This is a genomic window from Fannyhessea vaginae DSM 15829, assembly GCF_000159235.2.
Lineage (GTDB): Bacteria > Actinomycetota > Coriobacteriia > Coriobacteriales > Atopobiaceae > Fannyhessea > Fannyhessea vaginae.
The window spans coordinates 388,224-405,560 of record NZ_ACGK02000001.1 but is presented as its reverse complement, the minus strand read 5'-3'; the positions used below and the strand labels follow the sequence as shown (position 1 = coordinate 405,560).

16 protein-coding genes are annotated in these 17,337 nt (G+C 44.4%); 1 reads left to right on the top strand and 15 read right to left on the bottom strand.

The features are described 5' to 3' along the window. The first annotated feature begins 24 nt into the window (after positions 1-24). Entirely contained in the window at positions 25-888 is an 864-nt protein-coding gene (locus HMPREF0091_RS01770; RefSeq protein WP_010241781.1) for a Cof-type HAD-IIB family hydrolase, read from the top strand. A gap of 71 nt (positions 889-959) precedes the next feature. On the opposite strand, the gene HMPREF0091_RS01765 is transcribed toward HMPREF0091_RS01770, so the two are convergent. The 15 genes from HMPREF0091_RS01765 to HMPREF0091_RS01695 all read right to left on the bottom strand — a co-directional run bounded on the left by HMPREF0091_RS01765 (position 960) and on the right by HMPREF0091_RS01695 (position 17,321). Further along, on the bottom strand, positions 960-1,712 hold the full coding sequence (locus HMPREF0091_RS01765) for a DeoR/GlpR family DNA-binding transcription regulator (RefSeq protein WP_006302470.1): 753 nt from the start codon (positions 1,710-1,712) through the stop codon (positions 960-962). Positions 1,713-1,859: 147 nt separating this feature from the next. After that, positions 1,860-2,963, bottom strand: coding sequence for a TatD family hydrolase (locus HMPREF0091_RS01760; protein WP_006302469.1), 1,104 nt, complete (start codon positions 2,961-2,963; stop codon positions 1,860-1,862). Beyond that, a complete protein-coding gene (gene rsmA, locus HMPREF0091_RS01755; protein WP_006302468.1) occupies positions 2,950-3,897 on the bottom strand; it encodes a 16S rRNA (adenine(1518)-N(6)/adenine(1519)-N(6))-dimethyltransferase RsmA in 948 nt (315 codons plus the stop codon). Before rsmA ends, HMPREF0091_RS01760 begins: the two co-directional genes overlap by 14 nt. A gap of 186 nt (positions 3,898-4,083) precedes the next feature. Continuing rightward, complete coding sequence (gene metG, locus HMPREF0091_RS01750; protein WP_006302467.1) at positions 4,084-5,712, bottom strand: methionine--tRNA ligase; 1,629 nt, start codon at positions 5,710-5,712, stop codon at positions 4,084-4,086. Between the two features lie 112 nt (positions 5,713-5,824). Continuing rightward, positions 5,825-6,808: a 16S rRNA (cytidine(1402)-2'-O)-methyltransferase gene (gene rsmI / locus HMPREF0091_RS01745; protein ID WP_006302466.1), complete on the bottom strand. Its 984-nt coding sequence runs from the start codon at positions 6,806-6,808 to the stop codon at positions 5,825-5,827. Next, complete coding sequence (locus tag HMPREF0091_RS01740) at positions 6,799-7,845, bottom strand: glycoside hydrolase family 5 protein (protein WP_006302465.1); 1,047 nt, start codon at positions 7,843-7,845, stop codon at positions 6,799-6,801. The genes rsmI and HMPREF0091_RS01740 overlap by 10 nt, the downstream gene beginning before the upstream one ends. Before the next feature lie 205 nt (positions 7,846-8,050). Beyond that, entirely contained in the window at positions 8,051-8,473 is a 423-nt protein-coding gene (locus tag HMPREF0091_RS01735) for a 6-pyruvoyl trahydropterin synthase family protein (RefSeq protein ID WP_010241787.1), read from the bottom strand. Between the two features lie 28 nt (positions 8,474-8,501). Continuing rightward, positions 8,502-9,638: a DNA polymerase III subunit gene (locus tag HMPREF0091_RS01730; RefSeq protein WP_006302462.1), complete on the bottom strand. Its 1,137-nt coding sequence runs from the start codon at positions 9,636-9,638 to the stop codon at positions 8,502-8,504. Between the two features lie 129 nt (positions 9,639-9,767). Beyond that, complete coding sequence (gene tmk, locus HMPREF0091_RS01725) at positions 9,768-10,403, bottom strand: dTMP kinase (protein ID WP_006302461.1); 636 nt, start codon at positions 10,401-10,403, stop codon at positions 9,768-9,770. Next, positions 10,400-12,988 carry a DNA topoisomerase I gene (locus HMPREF0091_RS01720; RefSeq protein ID WP_006302460.1) on the bottom strand — a complete coding sequence of 863 codons (2,589 nt, stop codon included), beginning with the start codon at positions 12,986-12,988 and terminating at the stop codon, positions 10,400-10,402. The genes tmk and HMPREF0091_RS01720 overlap by 4 nt, the downstream gene beginning before the upstream one ends. A gap of 50 nt (positions 12,989-13,038) precedes the next feature. Continuing rightward, positions 13,039-13,818 (bottom strand): twin-arginine translocase subunit TatC, encoded by a 780-nt coding sequence (gene tatC / locus HMPREF0091_RS01715; protein ID WP_006302459.1) that lies wholly within the window; start codon positions 13,816-13,818, stop codon positions 13,039-13,041. Further along, positions 13,809-14,582: a Sec-independent protein translocase subunit TatA/TatB gene (locus HMPREF0091_RS01710; RefSeq protein ID WP_006302458.1), complete on the bottom strand. Its 774-nt coding sequence runs from the start codon at positions 14,580-14,582 to the stop codon at positions 13,809-13,811. The genes tatC and HMPREF0091_RS01710 overlap by 10 nt, the downstream gene beginning before the upstream one ends. Before the next feature lie 14 nt (positions 14,583-14,596). Beyond that, the gene (locus tag HMPREF0091_RS01705; protein ID WP_006302457.1) at positions 14,597-14,911 is read right to left on the bottom strand and encodes an STAS domain-containing protein; all 315 of its coding nucleotides are present in this window, start codon (positions 14,909-14,911) and stop codon (positions 14,597-14,599) included. A 28-nt stretch (positions 14,912-14,939) separates the two neighbouring features. Continuing rightward, positions 14,940-15,854, bottom strand: coding sequence for a tetratricopeptide repeat protein (locus HMPREF0091_RS01700; protein WP_006302456.1), 915 nt, complete (start codon positions 15,852-15,854; stop codon positions 14,940-14,942). Positions 15,855-16,025: 171 nt separating this feature from the next. After that, a complete protein-coding gene (locus HMPREF0091_RS01695; protein WP_006302455.1) occupies positions 16,026-17,321 on the bottom strand; it encodes an aminotransferase class I/II-fold pyridoxal phosphate-dependent enzyme in 1,296 nt (431 codons plus the stop codon). Positions 17,322-17,337 lie beyond the last annotated feature (16 nt).

Below are 17,337 nucleotides of genomic sequence, written 5' to 3'. Positions count from 1 at the left end.
TGTATACATATGAAGGCGCACTACATGAACTCGCCGCCTATACTTTCAAACGAATGGGAACATATGTATAAACTTGTTGCGGTAGACCTAGATGAAACATTACTCAACGATGCTCGCCATGTACCATTGCGCGTACGTCGTGCTATTGAGCAGGCACGCGCGAAAGGCGTTTACATCGTACCGTCATCTGGTAGAAGTTTTGCTATTATGCAATACATTCTCGATGAAATTGGCGCAAAAGACATGAAAGACGAATATGCAATTTCGTGTAACGGCGCGTGTATTACTGAAAACGCGCACAATACTATTATTGATTTGCAGCCACCAACACCGTGGGATTTTTGTAACAAAATATGGAAACACGGTATCCAACTGGGAAATGTTGGTGTTCATGTATACACGCTCGCCTCGATTTATACCACAAAATGGCGCGACGACGACAGAAATATCTTTACGTTAACTGGAATACCCGCTATTGAAACACGTGAGGCAAATCTGGAATTTTTACGTAACACGCATATCGTTAAGATCTTATACATGAATAATGATTTTGCATATCTACAACAACTAGCTCATGACATGCGCGACCTTACGCGCGACGTAGGCGTTACATTTTCTTCTAACTGCTACATGGAATTTACCCCAAAAGGAATTTCTAAAGGTGCTGCGCTTAAACGTTTGGCTCATCACTTAGGTATTGACATGAGCGAAACCATTGCCGTTGGTGACAGCGCTAACGATAGCGAAATGATCAAAGCCGCAGGTTTAGGTGTATGCATGGCAAACGCTGATGATTCCATGAAAGCGCAAGCTGATTATGTTACCCAGAACAATAACAACGAAGGCGGCGTAGCAGAGGTTATAGAGAAGTTTATTCTCAATGCATAGCGCCTGTTGCATGCATAGAGCCTGTATAAACGTAGTACACACAATCTTGCCACACCCTTTTGGATGTACACCTATTTATCAGCTAAATATACACGCGTATGATGCGCCTCAAGGTATTCGGACGCTGACTTTGGTATGTTTTTACCCGTCACAACCGACGTAATGTGCGAGTCAAGTCGAATGGGTACCGGCCCGTAGTGCATGAACTTTTCGGGTTCTGTTACTACAACAACTTCTGCTGCAACGTCTGCCATCGCGCGAACAGCCTCGGCCTTCATTTGATCACAATTAGTAAATCCGCTTTTTTCTGACCAACCATCTGTACCAATAAAGAGGTACTCTACCGAAAATTGCTGCGCCCCAAGGCGCATCAAAGGGCCTACGGTCAGTTGGCAATCGGGCTGAACAGAACCTCCCAACAGCGTAACATGAACTTCAGGAAGATCACGTACATACCACGCGATAAAAGCACTGTTTGTGATAATGCTCACATTCTTTTTGGTTTCACCAATAATACGCGCGAGCAAAGCACAACAACTGCCGTTTTCTATCATAATTGTAGATCCGTCATACACAAAATCAGCAGCTCGCTGGGCAATACTGCGCTTTTCTTCGTAATGATATGCCAAGCGTCCAGCAACGTCATTAGGATTTGCAAGGAGTGCATATCCATGTTCGCGAACAACAAGGCCTTTATCTTGTAAGGAATCCAAGTCTTTACGAGCGGTCACATTAGAAACGTGGAGCATTTGCGCGAGCGTTGTTACATCAATGCGTTTCTTTTCGGTTAGAATTTCTAAAATTTTACTGTCTCGTTTGGACATGTAACCCCCTTAACAAGACTTGTGTTATAACAAGGAAAAAATAACTATCATATACATAACATATTGGAGCTGATTTTCAGAAATTATTTACGAACTATTCTCTAAACGTAATAATTTATTGTCCAAAAGCCCAAAAACGAAAGTATTTTAGATTTCTTTCATAAAAAGTTCATATGCATTATTCCATAACGCACCATAAACTTCTGATTGCGAAATAGAGCTTACCGCATACGGCTCGTTGGGTGGAATACATGTTACTTCTTTTGAATCAAAAGACACCGCACACTTTGTTGCCACAAGTGAAGCTGCTGTAAATACAACATGTGCAATTTCGCACGCATGACCACGCATAGGTACGGGCGCCATATAGGGAGCGTCGGTTTCGGTAACCATTTGGTTTAACGGACATACCTGTATAGCCTGGCGAACATACGGCGCAGACGCAAATGTTGACACACCACCAAACGCTATGGTGCACCCCATTTCCACAAATGGCTTCATGACCTGCGGCGTAGATGTAAAGCAATGTAACACACAACCTCGGGGCGGAACGCCTATGCTACTAAGCAACTGCACCGCTTGTACATGTGCTGCTGCCGTGTTGTCATCTTGTGCATCGCGAATATGCAATTCAACAGGTAAGTTTCTTTCATGCGCGAGACGCAGCTGAAATTCAAGTGCACGAATTTGATCGTTAGGGTCAACCTTATTATATGGGCCAAAATCTAAGCCAATCTCGCCAATTCCTACGCAATACGGAAGATCAAGCAACTGCATAAGTCGCTCGCGCGCAGACGCGTCAAATTGAGCCGCCCCATAAGGGTGGACGCCCGCAATAATTCTAAACGAATCCAGCAGATGATTGTACGCCGGCTGTTCATAGCCGCGTATATGTGCATGTGAAAAATACGGGAGCACAAGTCCTTTTTGCTTGGCATATTCAAGAAGCGCATGGGCTTCATCTAAGGTACGAGCACGCCAAGCATCAACCGTAGACGCACTATAAATACCAAAAGGTATATCCTCAACAGGGTCTATCGGATCAACGAGCATGCCAACGCCTGCTAATGCTGCGCGAGCAAGAGCTGCAGAACTTGTGAGTTCACGCAAGCAATGCAGATGCCCATGTGTGTCGGCAACAGGCACTTCTGACGGTGGTAAAAGAACCGCCTTACCACGTTTACCATGAAAAAGTATAAGATCGTCTGGTAAAAAACCGCAGAGGTCAGCAGCGTTTTTATATGTGCTCATCACGCTTCTTTTCGTCAAAATTGCATGTTAGCGTACTAGTTTGTGCAGATACAGACCCAAGCGCACGAGCTAGCTCAACAAATTGAGAAGGTGTAAGTTTTTCGCCGCGTTCGTGCACATCAATTTGTATAGTATCGCAAGCCGTAAGAACATCTTGTTTATCAAAACCACAGGCACATAAGCAATTAAGAAGCGTCTTGCGTCGTTGAGAAAAAGCTGCGTCAATGACGCGCGCAACATATGCCCTCTCGTAAGCCTTACACAGCTGTTTATCTGCAGACCTTCGCTGTATGTGTATAACTTCAGACATAACATGAGGCGCAGGGAAAAAGTTTGAGGGCGCAACCTTAAAACCACCAACGCACTCCGCATACAGTGCAAGCTTTGCTGAATATGCACCGTAGAGCTTGTGAGCCGGCTGCGCTGCCATTCTTTGCGCAACTTCTGATTGCACCATAACAATAAGCTCATTGAGCTCGGGCAACATTTCGAGGTAGCGCAAAACTGCAGTAGCAGCAATTTGATACGGTAAGTTTGCTATCAGCTTTACCGAACACGCATTTCCATCACGATCTGCAGAAAAAAGCTTTGCGCGAATCTCGTCGGCAGACACTTTAAGTGCATCGGCAGATATAAGCTCAAATTTATCGGCGTATTCACCAAGCGTTTCAGCCAGTACATCGGGCAAAACGCGATCTGCTTCAATTGCACAAAGTCTTTTGACACGAGGCAAAAGCGCACATGAAAGCGTGCCAATACCTGGCCCTATTTCGACAACATAGTCATCCGCTTGGACGTGCGCGAGCTCTAAAATGTGCCCAATAACACTATCTTCTATCAAAAAGTTTTGACCAAGGCGATGTTTTGTATAAAGGCCAAACGAAGACAAAACATCCAAGGTAGCGCACTTTGATGCCAGTTTAGAAAACACCATACTCCTCTACGTAGTGTTGATTGCTGTATACACTCACCCAAGCGCGTATGCTGTGGCGGCTGTTGTGCAGATATCGGCAAAAGCCAAATATTAACACAAGGTAATATGAACGCTTAACGCCATCAGTCAAGCAATATCATGCGCATCAGTACCATTGAGCGCCTGTTATGCACTTACCGCTTTATCTTATGCAAGGCGAGGGAAAAGGGCAGCACCCTTTACAACAGGCTGATCGCCTGCAAGACCTCCCCATGCACATATAACATCAAGTGAAAGCCCCTCTATCATCGTGCCGCCTACCAGCTCGGCTTCGGGATCAAGACCTTCGCGCATAAGTACTTCATGCGAAGTTTCGGGCATAAATGGTGCCAAAAGATGTGCTGCTATACGAATTGATTCAAGCAGGTTAAGCAGGATAAAACGCAATTCTTCTGCACGCGTGGGATCTTTTGCAACATTCCAAGGTGCCATGTCCTCGATATAGTGATTAGCTGCGTGAACAAGCTCCATAACGACGTCTTTTGCAGCAGCAAAATTCATAGACTCCATATTTTTTTGGTACGGCTCAAACATACGTTGAGCAATGTCACGAAGCGGGCTCGTCTGTTGTTTCCACGTATCATCAACAACAGGCGTTTTTCCATCAAAATATTTATCGCACATAGTAATGGTACGAGAAACAAGATTACCCCAGCTATTTGCCAAATCGGCATTATATACTTGCTCCATACGTTCAAATGAAATTGCCGAGTCTTCACCATGAGTTACATCGGTCATAAAGTAATAGCGGTAGCCTTCTACGCCAAGTTTATCAATAACTTCTGCAGGAGCAATGGCATTACCACGAGATTTAGACATTTTTTCAGCATTTCCCGTTTGAGGATTACGCACGGTTAAAAATCCGTGTGCGAAAACGCTTTGAGGCAAAGCCTCGCCCAGCGCCATGAGCATTGCAGGCCAAATTACACAGTGAAAACGAATGATGTCTTTACCTACAACGTGACACTGCGCTGGCCAACGAAACGCAAACTCATCCTTAGAAGCAGCGTCATCAAGACCATAACGAACTGATGTCATATAATTCAACAGCGCGTCAAACCAAACGTAGGTAACATGCTTTATATCAAATGGAACAGGAATACCCCAATCAAAACTCGTTCTGCTTACCGATAAATCTTGCAGACCCGATGCAACAAAGGAGCGAACCTCGTTCATGCGAAACGCAGGTTGTACAAACTCGGGATGTTCGTCGTATAACGCAAGAAGCTTATCCTGAAATGCAGAAAGTTTAAAGAAATACGATTCTTCTTTTACGCGTTGAAGCGGACGTCCGCAATCAGGGCACAGGTTTTCACCTTCGCTTTGTTGTGCCTCGGCGGCCTTGCTTACTTGAGTTTCGGTAAAATATGTTTCCTCAGGCGTGCAATACCAGCCATCATAGCTGCCCTTATACAAATATCCCGTTTCTTTCATACGATTCCACAGCTCCTGAACCGCCTTGTATTGGCGTGGCTCGGTGGTGCGAATAAAATCATCGTAAGAAATTTCAAGCTTTTTCCACAAGTTGGTAAACAAAGGAGCTTGACTGTCACACCATGCTTGCGGCGAAAGATTATGCGCTGCGGCAGCTTCGGCAACTTTTTGACCGTGCTCATCCATACCAGTTAAAAACTTAACGTTGTAGCCCATCATACGACGATAACGCGCCTGTACGTCGGCAAGGATGGTACAATATGCAGTTCCTAGGTGCGGAGCTGCATTTACATAGTAAATAGGCGTTGTTATAAAGTAAGAGGGGCATTGTGTCTGTGCCATACAAACTCCTTGAGATTTGAAACTGCTCTATGCTTTTATGTGCAACGCACGGGCGCTACAACAACCTAAAAGCATATTTATTATACGTTTGAGCATGTAAATTACGACAAACTTACATGGATATTGCAATTATTTTATTGTAAACACTCGATTTAGAAATATCAAATTCATGGGCGAGCTGTTTTGCTAACGCCGATGGGCTTATATGATGTTGCAATCCTTCGGCAATAGCATCCTCCAACGTACGCGCAACATGCGTGTCCATGCGTTCCAAATTATCCAAACACTCACGCGCACGCTCGGGCGTACATTCTACAACCAACACACACTCACCGCGGAGCGGCCGCACGTGTTCAGCTGCTTGCAGGCGCACTATAAGATCCTCAATGGTATCACGCATACAATCTTCGTGAATTTTAGTAAGCTCACGTACCAGCGCGCAACGTACATGAGCAAACTCCTCTGCTAATTCTTGAAGCGTTTGAAGCACACGATGAGGCGATTCGTAGATAACAAGTGTTGCAGGAATACGCGCAAGCACATGTAAGCGTTTGCGAAGCGCGCTTGTTTTACGAGGTAAAAAGCCTTCAAAATAAAAATTACTCATTGCAAAACCCGACGCCGCAAGAGCGCTTAATACCGCGGAAGGACCAGGAATCACCTCAACACGATAGTTTGCATTAAGTGCCGCGTCAGCTAAAACCTGACCTGGATCTGATACCCCAGGCATCCCTGCGTCTGAAACTAAAGCAATGTGTTCGCCAGCTGCAAGACGCATAAGAATTGCAGGGATTTTTTCGGGCAAAACATTCTCATCGGCACGGATGAGCTTGGTGTGAATATCAAAGTGGTTAAGCAGCTTGGATGTAACACGCGTGTCTTCGCAAAGCAGTACATCAGCACCTTTAAGCACCGATACCGCACGCGGTGACATATCGGACAAATTGCCAATAGGGGTTCCAACGAGCGATACATATCCTGCTTGTGTTTGTTGAGATAGAGCGGATGGCGCGTGCGCGCTCAATTCTACAGATGAAGAAGCCCCCTGCGATGCGCCAGCCAGCTTTAAAGAATCGTCTTGAGGCTTTAGGCGCATATCATTCTTCTTTCAAACGAAGAAAATGCATGACGAGCATCCCAGCCCGAAAGGCGACCCTGCGTTTTCCATGTTTGGAAGAACCACGCATCACAAGCGCGGTATAAATCAAGCTGGTCAGACATATAAATGCGCTCTTGCGCAATATGACCTTCTGGTGTCATAGCACTATCCAGCCCAGGAAGTGCCGAGCACCAGGTACCAACCATAAGTTTGAAACCGTTTTTTTGCGCTGCGTGTAAATAATTCTTTGAGGTCGCCAGTAATGTTTGTGTTGTAAGCGCACCGCGCATTTCAAAATATTCATCAAAATGATCGAGATGTATGTCAAGCATGGTATGTTTATAATTTCCAGATGCCATAAACGAACGCCACATATGAGGTTCGTGTGCATCGGGCATAATAACCAGCACATCATCACCAGCAAGCGAACGAATAATGTCATAGCCTTCACGATAATAATTGCGCAACAAATGAGCAGGTATACCGCTTTGACGCTTAAACGCAAAAGTTTTTTGTATACGAGGGTGCGCTGCAAGTTCAAAGCCAGCAAGCGCAGCGCGATACGCATAGCGTTTTGCAAGCGCGCTTAAGGTTTTAAGTGCATCATGTTTATAGGTATTAAACGAAGAAAATTCTGGCACGTATTCAGAAAGTTCACCCTCATTACCAGGGTTTATATCAAGCACCAAAACAATTTTTAAGCCAATCTCATCCGCCCAATCAAAAGCTTGATCTACATAATCGGCACAGCCTATAAATTGAGAGGTAAAAGGTCCTGCATCGCCAAACACATAAAAAGGAACGCACAAACGCACGGCATTAAAGCCACGGGCAGCAATATTTTTGAAATCAATTTCGCCTATAAATGTTGACCGATGGTATTGAATGAGGTCGGTGTAGGTTTGTTTGCTCATCGATTTAACCATAGCGCATTCATCAAGGACTTGCGCTTGTGCAAAATACTCAGGTGTAATCCATGGCTCGAGCTTTAACCAACCTGACAGATTTACCCCATGTAATGCAATATCAGACATCGGCGTCCTTTTGCGATCGTACAGCCTAACGTGTTTGACTGCTTATGGTAAGTGTACCAAAAAATCCCCCGAAGGTTAGACAAACAAGAAAAAAGATAAGTATTTTTTTGCCTAATTTATACATTTTGCATACAAACAAAATGCGCACATCATCCCATACGAGTATACGCAAACATGTATCTATACATTTAGCTAAGTCGCTTGTTTAAGCTTCGTATATGGCACAGTTATGAGGTGTTTCGTCAACCTCAACACGCACAACAGGAAGACCAAGCGCGCAAAATCGTTGATAAAAGTATCGTGCAAAATTTTCTGAAGTTGTCCTAAACGGTACAAACGTAAGCTTAAAAGTTTCCTGCTCAAGTGCGCGAACCGTTTCGGGGTGTAAAGAATTCTCTTCAACAATAAAGGTGTGGTCAAATTTTTTAACTTCCGCGCGGACAATTTGCTTAAACTCGCCAAAATCTATAAGCATATCTTTATCTTCGCCTTGAGATGAAAGATTCTCTTTATAGAGATACACAATAACTTGCCAACGATGTCCGTGCAGATTTTCGCATTTTCCCTTATAATTTGTTAAAAAATGAGCAGCATTAAAATAACTTTGAGTTTTTAAACTAAATCCCATATAAACTCCCCCCTCTAAGCTTTGCGCATTATCTACCAGCAATAAGCGTGCGATGTACGTTCAAAAAGAATGCTTCAAGTACGAGTTGCGCTGACACATGAGCTCGCATTTGTTGTTTTGCACGCGCGACGTATGCAAGCGTAGCCAACATAGCATCAGTTGAGGCGCAGGCTGCAAGACAATCACATATATTCACGGCATCCTGATTCATAATTTCTGCGTGCGCGCCTTCGCTGAAAAACATAGCATCTCGCAACAAAGAAGCACTTATATCTATAATTTCTTCAACCGATATCTGCTGTGCGCGACTAAGTTCGCGTTTATGCACTGCTTGCATCTTTTTACGCGCTCCTGCCGACAAGAAGTCCTGCGAACGGTCAAAATCGGCTTGTTGCTCGTCGGTTTTTTGATCAAGAGGGATTTGAATAAGTACACACAACTCATCGGCCAGCTCAATAAGATCCCAACTATCTGCATCGGGCATTATCGCAAAGATATGCATAATTTTGCTTCGTATATTCATTTTTGAAGACGAACGCAAAAAATCTATAGCCGCCTTTGGACTTTGTTTAATATACAAGGCCCATCGTGCTTGTTCGGGTGTTGACGCTGCCGCCCGTTCAACCAATTTTGCTGCTTGAGCTTGATTTATGAACGTAAACGGAATATGTTGACAACGAGATGATACCGTTTGCAACACCTGCGCTGCGGATGTACTTACCAAAACAAAGTATACCGAAGCTGGGGGTTCTTCAAGCGTTTTAAGCAACGCATTGGCACAAGACGCACCCAAGGATTGTGCCTCATGAATCACGATAAGCTTACGTTTTGCCTGAATAGGTGCGCGATGTACCACATCAAGAAGATCATGGATCTGCTCAACAACATAGCCTTGTGCGCCTTGAGGATAAAACTGATGCACATCAGGATGACTTTTATGCATAATGCGTTTGCAGCAAGCGCACTCATCGCCGCCATGTGGGCAAAGAAGCATTTTTGCCAATTCATCAAGAGCTTCAGAGATTCCTAACCCATAATTACCAATAAAGAGATAGGCATGAGAAAGCTGCCTTTGAGCATATGCTTGCTTAAAAAAAGAACATACATGGGCTTGAAGTGCCAAAACACCAAGAAGATTTTCCGAAGTTATATCAAAAGCGCTCACGTATGCTCACCTCATATTCAAAATTAAAACGTATATGCCATACGTTACCTGTACTTATCATACAAACCATGCACGCGCATATCTTTTGCGCGCATATCTTACACAAAACGCGTAAAAGGAATAGCAAAACTAAAGGGACAGCTGAGGAAAGGTTTTACGTATATCAGCATAAAGCCTTGAAAACACCTCTTGCGGTGTCCCTTCCCCCGAAATAAGCGTGACACGTTGCGGTTGAAGACAAGCGAGCTTTTTATACGCTTTTTGAACGTCTTGTTGGAAGGCAAGTCCTTCCTGTTCAAGCCTGTCAACACTCGTTTGAGTAGCACGCGCATATGCACAAGCAACATCTACGTCAAGCACATATGTTTTATGCGGAACAATACCACACGAACCAAGGTCATTTGCCCGAAGCACCATATCCTCTGCTAACTTGCGACCACCATATTGATATGCATAAGTTGAATCAAAATATCTATCACATAAAACTATACGACCCTGCGCTAAAGCAGGCTTAATAACCTCATGAACAAGCTGTGCACGCGCAGCTTCATACAAAAGCAGTTCGCACTCAGAAGACATAGACGTATACGCAGGGTCTAACACAAGAGCTCGTATTGCCTCAGAAATAGACGTGCCACCAGGTTCGCGCAAGCAAGACACCTTATAAGAAGCCTCTTCAAAACACGATCTTAGAAGTTGTACTTGTGTAGACTTGCCACAGCCATCCACACCTTCAAGTGTTATAAATAAGCCCGATGCACTCATGATGAGCTCTTTTGAGTTGAGCGTACAGAAGATGTTTTTTTACGAGTAGCGCTTGTTGTGCGCTTGGTAGTAGTCTTTTTACGTGCAGATGTCTTACGTGAAGATGCTTTACGCGAAGACGTTTTCTTTGCTGCAGCATTTTTCTTAAGCGGACAATTCATATTAACGCAAATCTTCCAAGGCCCACGTTGTGTTTGCACTTCTACAATAGGAGCACCACATTCAGGGCACGTCTGCTGTGTAGCTGTGAGCGCACCACGCTGAGGCAAAGGATAGCTTGTCTGACATTCATCATAATTTTCGCAACGAATAAAACGCTTGGCCGTTTTTTCGCTTTTATGCGCAATAAGCTTGCAATCTTTGCCTGCTTGTGCACACGTTTGGCAAACACCAACAACTATATCGGGCTCTAGATTGCTCGGACATGCAGGATTAATACAAATTTCAAACGCACGCTGTCTAAAGGGATGAACTTTTACACGAGGTGCTTTACACGTTTCGCACCTACTCTTTTCGCCTTCAAGCGCTTCAATGCGCCCAGTAGGCACAGGATACGTTACATTGCAATCGGGCCATCCAACGCAGCCAACAAAATTTGAGCGCGTTTTTGCAGAGCTTTTCATCACAAGGTCTTTACCGCACTCTGGACAAACTCCAACCTTAGCATCAGCTGTAACTGCGTCAGATATTGCTTCGCCTAAGTCTTGAACATGATCAATCAGCGTCCCCATAACAGACGCCAACAAAGCGCGCGAATGATCAACAACGTGCTCTTGCGTTGAGGCTCCTTCTGCAACGCTCGTCATGTCTTCTTCAAGCTCAGAAGTCATATTTGAGCTGGTAATATGCGGTGCATATTGAGTAAGCGCATCAATCACTGCACAACCAAGCTGACTTGCTTCAACAGGATCGCCTTTTAGATATTTAACATCATACAAACGCTGAATAATGGAAGCGCGCGTTGACTTAGTGCCCAATCCGTGCTTTTCCATTTCCTGAATAAGACGACCTTGGCTGTAACGCGCAGGAGGTTCGGTTTGCTTGGCGTCCATATTCATATCATGAACCGACAAAACATCACCTTGCGAAACTGCAGGTAATTGCTCGTCTTTATGAAGTCCATAGGGATATATTGCTCTAAATCCAAGAGTGGTAATAACGGTTCCCGAAGAAACAAAGGGCTCATCGGCAATGTTAAGCTTAAGCTTGGTATTTTGTGCTACCGAAGGCGCAGAAAGCGTGGCCAGAAAGCGCCGCGCAATTAAGTTGTAAAGTTTCCACGCTGCGGCATCTAATTTTGTAGGATCAGCAGCAGCCGTTGGATAAATGGGAGGATGGTCGGTAGTTTGTTGCTTTCCTCGTGTTGGCGTAAGCTTTTCTTGCGATAACAATTCATTACAATACGGACGATACTGAGGTACATGCGCTAGATTTTTAACACAAGCGCGAAGATTAAGCGATGAGGGGTATACCGTGTTATCTACACGCGGATACGAAATCAGACCCTCCATATACAACGACTCAGCAAGACGCATCGTGCGCGCTGGAGTTATGCCCTCGGCGGCGGCTGCTGCTTGTAAAGACGTGGTATTAAAGGGCGCTGGAGGCCGCGTTGTGCGCGATTTTTCTTCGATTTCCTCAACAGTTGCCGAGCGCGCATTACGCACTCGATTAAACGCTGCAGTTGCCTGTTCTTTGTCCTTAAAACGAGCTATAGCATGCGTTGTTTTGAATTTTTCGTCTGCACTTGCGTCTGGCGTTACAGACAACATGCCCGAAATAACCCAATAGTCTTCGGGGACAAAGGCGTTGCGCTCACGCTCTTTTTCTACCACCAATGCAAGCGTAGGTGTTTGCACACGACCAGCCGAGCGAACGTTACCCAATCCGCTGAATTTTGCCATCGTAAGATAGCGCGTAAGAACAGCACCCCAAATAAGATCAATATATTGACGGCTTTCACCTGCATCCGCTAGGTTTTGATCGAGCTTAACCAAATGCTCAAACGCATGGTCAATTTCGGCCTGCGTAAAAGCAGAATACCGCGCACGAAAAACCGGCACGTCCACAGCAACTTGCTGCATCTGATGGAGCGCATCCGATCCAATAAGCTCACCTTCGCGGTCAAAGTCTGTTGCAATAATGATGGAATCAGCTTTTTTAGCCAAATTTTTGAGCGCTCGGATAATACCTTTTTCGGCAGGGAGCTTTTCTATGGGTGACCATATCAAATACGGCAAACTAGGAACTTTCCAGCCCTTAATATCAATACCGTCGCTTAAGTACGGTTTGCGTTTAGATTCAAACGGAGGACATGCCAACTCTTTTGGCAACTGAGCAGAAAGAATCTCACCTTCCTCGGTAAGCGCATACCATCCTGTTGACTTTTTATAGTGCAATTCATGAGGAAAATCGGGTGCCATGATGTGGCCACGAAGTCCAATGGTCACACAATCGGTACCGTCATACTTAAAACGATAAACAGGTGTATCGTAAACTTTATCTACAACCGGCTTGCCCGCCTTTGACAACAAGCGTGCTATCTGTTGTGCAGCGTCATTTTTCTCGGTAACGATAAGTTTCAAAATGCCTCCTCATACTCAGTATTGGTATCAGAGTTTTCCTGCTAGATGTGCTAGAGATGCTCACTGTATTCTTCGCGCGTCCACGAAAGTGATGCCTTGCCATGACGTGCAATAAGAACATAGCGTGCAATCGTTAAAGCAATTTCATACAGAGCAACTAATGCAGCAAACATCAAAATCATAGTAACTGGGGATGCGTCAGGCGTAACAACGCTAGAAATAATAAGCAGCCCAACGTAAATAATACGCCATTGTTGCCTGAAAACTTTATAGGGGACCAGGTGGAAAATTGACAGGTAAAAAATTACGAGTGGCAACTGAAATGCAAATCCAAAGCCAATCTCCAAAAGCATAATAATATTAAGATAGTCTTCGGCATCGGGCGCAACAGTTGCAAAGTCGGTAATTTGGTCGATCATCCAACCGATAGCTGCCTGTTGTATAACAATGTAGCAAAACGCCATACCAAACAAAAACAAAAACACCATAGCAGCAACCGTAGGAATAACCCATTTTTGCTCATTTGGCTTAAGCGCAGGTAGACAAAATCCAAGCATCTCCCAAATAATAATAGGAGCTGCAATAATAATGCCAAAGAAAATAGCAACCTTAAAACGTATGGTAAAGCCACCAAGAACCGTAAGCACCATCAAATGAGAACCTTCGGGCAAAGAAGCACGGATAGGGTCCATAAGAAAGTCTATAAGCACAGGCGTTGCAGCATACACAATAAGAGCGGTTACCACAACAGATACTACGATAATGGTAAGACGTCTACGGAGTTCGCCCAAATGATCAAGTAAGGGCATACGAGCAGGACCTACTGGCATGAGGGTTCCTCCTTCTGTGTTGTGTCTTCACATGCAGGTGCGGATGTAGACTCAGGTTTTTCACAAGCACCATGGTTAGCATCTGGCGCAAGCTCAGGTTCATAATGATCGCGCGCGTCTGCAGTTTGCGTAAGCGTTTGTTTTGGTTTAAGTGCATAAAGCGCCTGTGCGCTTAAAGGGTTAGGCGCAGCTGACGCGGCCGTATCTGATTGTTCGCCAGACCTTTCTTCAGCTACATCTTGTGCTGTATCACATGGGCTGCTTTTTTCACCAGCTTGATTATCCTCGGATTTTGAGGACTGGACATCGCTGTGAACAGGCTTTTTTTGCTCGGTTTGTGTACCTGAAAGTGTGTCGAGTTGTTCGTGCTGTGCGCGCTCGAGCTTTTCTTGGGCACGCTTTTCGCGTTCTTGTTTTTCTTTTTCCAAACGTGCACGACGCTCGGCAAACGATTCTTTTCGCACAGCAGGCTCCGAAGTTGCCTCATCCGCGCCATCAGCAATGTCGGCATCATCGGAGAGTGCATCATGCAAGCCTTGCGCTTTCTTTTGAGCCGCATCATCGTTTCCAGTGCCGTTAACAGCATCGTTCATAGGATTTATAACTTCAGTTTGGACAACTTCATTAAAGTCTTCCTGCGCTTGTCTAAACTGTTTGAGCATGCGGCCAATAGTTCTGCCCATACCTGGCAGTTTATCGGGACCAAACAGCAAAAATCCAAATAACGCAATAAGGGCAAGCTCTGTTTCGCTAATTCCAAACACAAAAGCCTCCTTGCTTATGATTGAGAAATACCCAGCTCTTCACATACGCCAAGCATAGAAAGTATACGAAGCACATTACGCTGTGGATGTATAACCTGCGTATGTACACCACATGTTGTTGCTTGATGAGCGGCGCCAACCAATACACCAATACCGGTTGAATCAATGTAGCTCATATGCTCTATATCGATGATGAGCTGTTTAATGTCATCGGAAAGCGCATCTTGCAGTTTTGTACGTAATTCATCGGCACACGATACGTCAACTTCACCAGAAACGTTCACGATACCTTGCGCTTGTTCATGCGTATATGTAATAGAAAGTGACATGTTCACCCCTTATCTGCGTGGCTTTTGCTTATTGGTTAGAGTTTAGTTTATCAGCAAGATCTTGATTATCACTAGATTCAGCAGGCTCTTGTTCTTGTTGCTGAGCCACAATTTCTTCTTGTTTCAGGCGCATAAGATGTGTACTTGCCAATGTTGCAATTCCATAATCATTATGTGGATCAGCATCTTTAGCCTTTTGGAACGAAGATTTTGCTTCGGATTTATTGCCTTGTAATTCATAGATGATGCCCAAATTTGCCCATGCAGGTGCATAATCTCCTTGGTCAAGCACTGTTTGGATCTGTTGAAGAGCAGATGCAGCATCGCCCTGATAGAAGGCGCACATTGCCTTGCTTACTCGAACTGCCTTAGAGTCTTTAAGAGTAAGATAAGAATCAAAATACGATTGCGCTTTGGCAAAAGATGAAGCGGCAGCCTGCTTATCCTGTGTTGTCTTAGCCTTATTAAACGCCAGTTGTCCGCGAGTATAATAGGCATTACCCAAATTAAGTAAAGCCGCTAAATCGTGGTTATCTTTTTTCAGGCGAGCTTCATATTTATCAATAAGCACGCTAAACTCGTCTTTGACATCGGTGGAAGTATCCTGTGATTCGCCAGATGTGCTTTTATCCGTATTTCCATCATGTTCTTGAGCACTTTTTGCTTTATCTTGAGCGTCTTTTTGCGATTGTTGCTGTGCTTGATGCGAAAAAATCGGCGCCAATGACGGCAACATCATGCCCAATGCCATAAGCACACCAAAAACAACAACGCCTGCCTCAAACCATTTCTTCTTGCGATCTTTTGCTTGTTGCTCGGGACTTTTCGCGCGATTTTTGTCGCGCTCTTCCTGCAACTTTTGAGCCTGCTGTTGGCGCTTGCGCGATGCTGCTGACTTCATACCAGCCGCTCGTTTATGCGTAGCTCCGCTCATATGCAACATAACAAAACCTTTCGTACAAAATACAAGTAATCATGCATTTGTGTATCACGTAAATTAAATGTATAGAATGCACTGTCAAGACGCATACGTCAAGCAGACATACACATATGACTATAACTCATAGTTTCTTTATATGTGAGACAAACTTATCCATCCTTAATTAAACTTAAACTAAGAAATGCAACTTTTCTCTTCTTGGATGTGTTGAGCACATACAAATTTTGTTACCACACATAAGATATCCAGTGCACAGCTTAAATCTTTAAGCGCAGGATACGTTGGCGCAAGACGAATGTTGCTATCAAGAGGATCTTTACCATAAGGGTACGTTGCACCGCAGGTAGTAAGCGTAACGCCAAGCTCTTTCATACATGACACGATCTTTTTTGCGCACCCGTGCATAACATCTAGCGAAACAAAATAGCCACCACGCGGATGAGACCACGTAGCAATGCCAAGATTTCCTAGATGAGCAGAAAGTTTTTCTTCTACAAGGGCAAATTTTGGTGCAATAATGTTTGCGTGCTTTTGCATATGCTCATACACATCCTGGGGCGTCTTAAAGTAGAGTGCATGAGCAAGCTGGCTTAATTTTTCGGAGCTTACACGCTCTTCCATAAATGCATCATGAATAGTTGCAATATCCTCATCAGATGCACATACATATGCAATAGCAGAACTTGGAAAAGTGATTTTTGCAAACGAACCAAACTCATACACCAGATTTTGCGCGTGTGCCTCACGAAGCGCTTCAAAAATGTTAAGAAGTTTAACATCGGGCTGCTTAAAGCAATGAAACGCATACGCATTATCCCAGTAGATACGAAAATCCGGCGCGGCAGGCTTAAGCTGCGCTAAACTACGTACCACTTCGTCAGAATAGGTTACACCCGTTGGATTAGAATACTTAGGATTGCACCATATACCTTTTACAGACGTATCGTGTTCAACAAGTTCGCGAATCATGGCAACATCGGGACCTGCGTCATTCATAGGAATAACTTTATTGATAAAGCCAAGTTTTTCGGTAATAGTAAAATGCCTGTCGTAGCCTGGAGCAGGACAAAGCCACGTGATTTTCCCCTGCTTATAAAAAGGTTCTTGACCGCTTATGCCATGGGTAAATGCATAAACAATCAAATCGTGCATAAGATTTAAGCTCGATGATCCCGACACAATAACATTTTTCTGCGGAACATCTAACAATTTGCTCACTAAATTTCTTGTCGACGGCAGACCATCGGGCGATCCGTAATTATCAACGATCGCATCACCGTCTACCAAGGGAGTTTGTGAGTTAACCACATCAAGCAGCGGACAAGAGAGTTCTATTTGCGCGCATGACGGTTTTCCTCGTGACATATCAAGCGAAAGATTCATTGCCCTATACTGCTGAAGCTGTAACGAAAGCGCAGAAATCTCGCTCTTGAGCTCGTCTGAAGTCATAGTTTCATATGTACAAGTCATGGTTTTTATCCCTTCA

Bases quoted from the DNA above. Each gene is read 5' to 3' on its own strand.
- HMPREF0091_RS01735 (WP_010241787.1), bottom strand. From the start codon at position 8,473: ATGGGATTTAGTTTAAAAACTCAAAGTTATTTTAATGCTGCTCATTTT.
- rsmA (WP_006302468.1), bottom strand. From the start codon at position 3,897: ATGGTGTTTTCTAAACTGGCATCAAAGTGCGCTACCTTGGATGTTTTG.
- HMPREF0091_RS01740 (WP_006302465.1), bottom strand. From the start codon at position 7,845: ATGTCTGATATTGCATTACATGGGGTAAATCTGTCAGGTTGGTTAAAG.
- HMPREF0091_RS01695 (WP_006302455.1), bottom strand. From the start codon at position 17,321: ATGACTTGTACATATGAAACTATGACTTCAGACGAGCTCAAGAGCGAG.
- HMPREF0091_RS01770 (WP_010241781.1), top strand. From the start codon at position 25: ATGAACTCGCCGCCTATACTTTCAAACGAATGGGAACATATGTATAAA.
- metG (WP_006302467.1), bottom strand. From the start codon at position 5,712: ATGGCACAGACACAATGCCCCTCTTACTTTATAACAACGCCTATTTAC.
- HMPREF0091_RS01700 (WP_006302456.1), bottom strand. From the start codon at position 15,854: ATGTTGCATATGAGCGGAGCTACGCATAAACGAGCGGCTGGTATGAAG.
- tatC (WP_006302459.1), bottom strand. From the start codon at position 13,818: ATGCCAGTAGGTCCTGCTCGTATGCCCTTACTTGATCATTTGGGCGAA.
- rsmI (WP_006302466.1), bottom strand. From the start codon at position 6,808: ATGCGCCTAAAGCCTCAAGACGATTCTTTAAAGCTGGCTGGCGCATCG.
- HMPREF0091_RS01765 (WP_006302470.1), bottom strand. From the start codon at position 1,712: ATGTCCAAACGAGACAGTAAAATTTTAGAAATTCTAACCGAAAAGAAA.
- HMPREF0091_RS01705 (WP_006302457.1), bottom strand. From the start codon at position 14,911: ATGTCACTTTCTATTACATATACGCATGAACAAGCGCAAGGTATCGTG.
- HMPREF0091_RS01760 (WP_006302469.1), bottom strand. From the start codon at position 2,963: ATGAGCACATATAAAAACGCTGCTGACCTCTGCGGTTTTTTACCAGAC.
- tmk (WP_006302461.1), bottom strand. From the start codon at position 10,403: ATGAGTGCATCGGGCTTATTTATAACACTTGAAGGTGTGGATGGCTGT.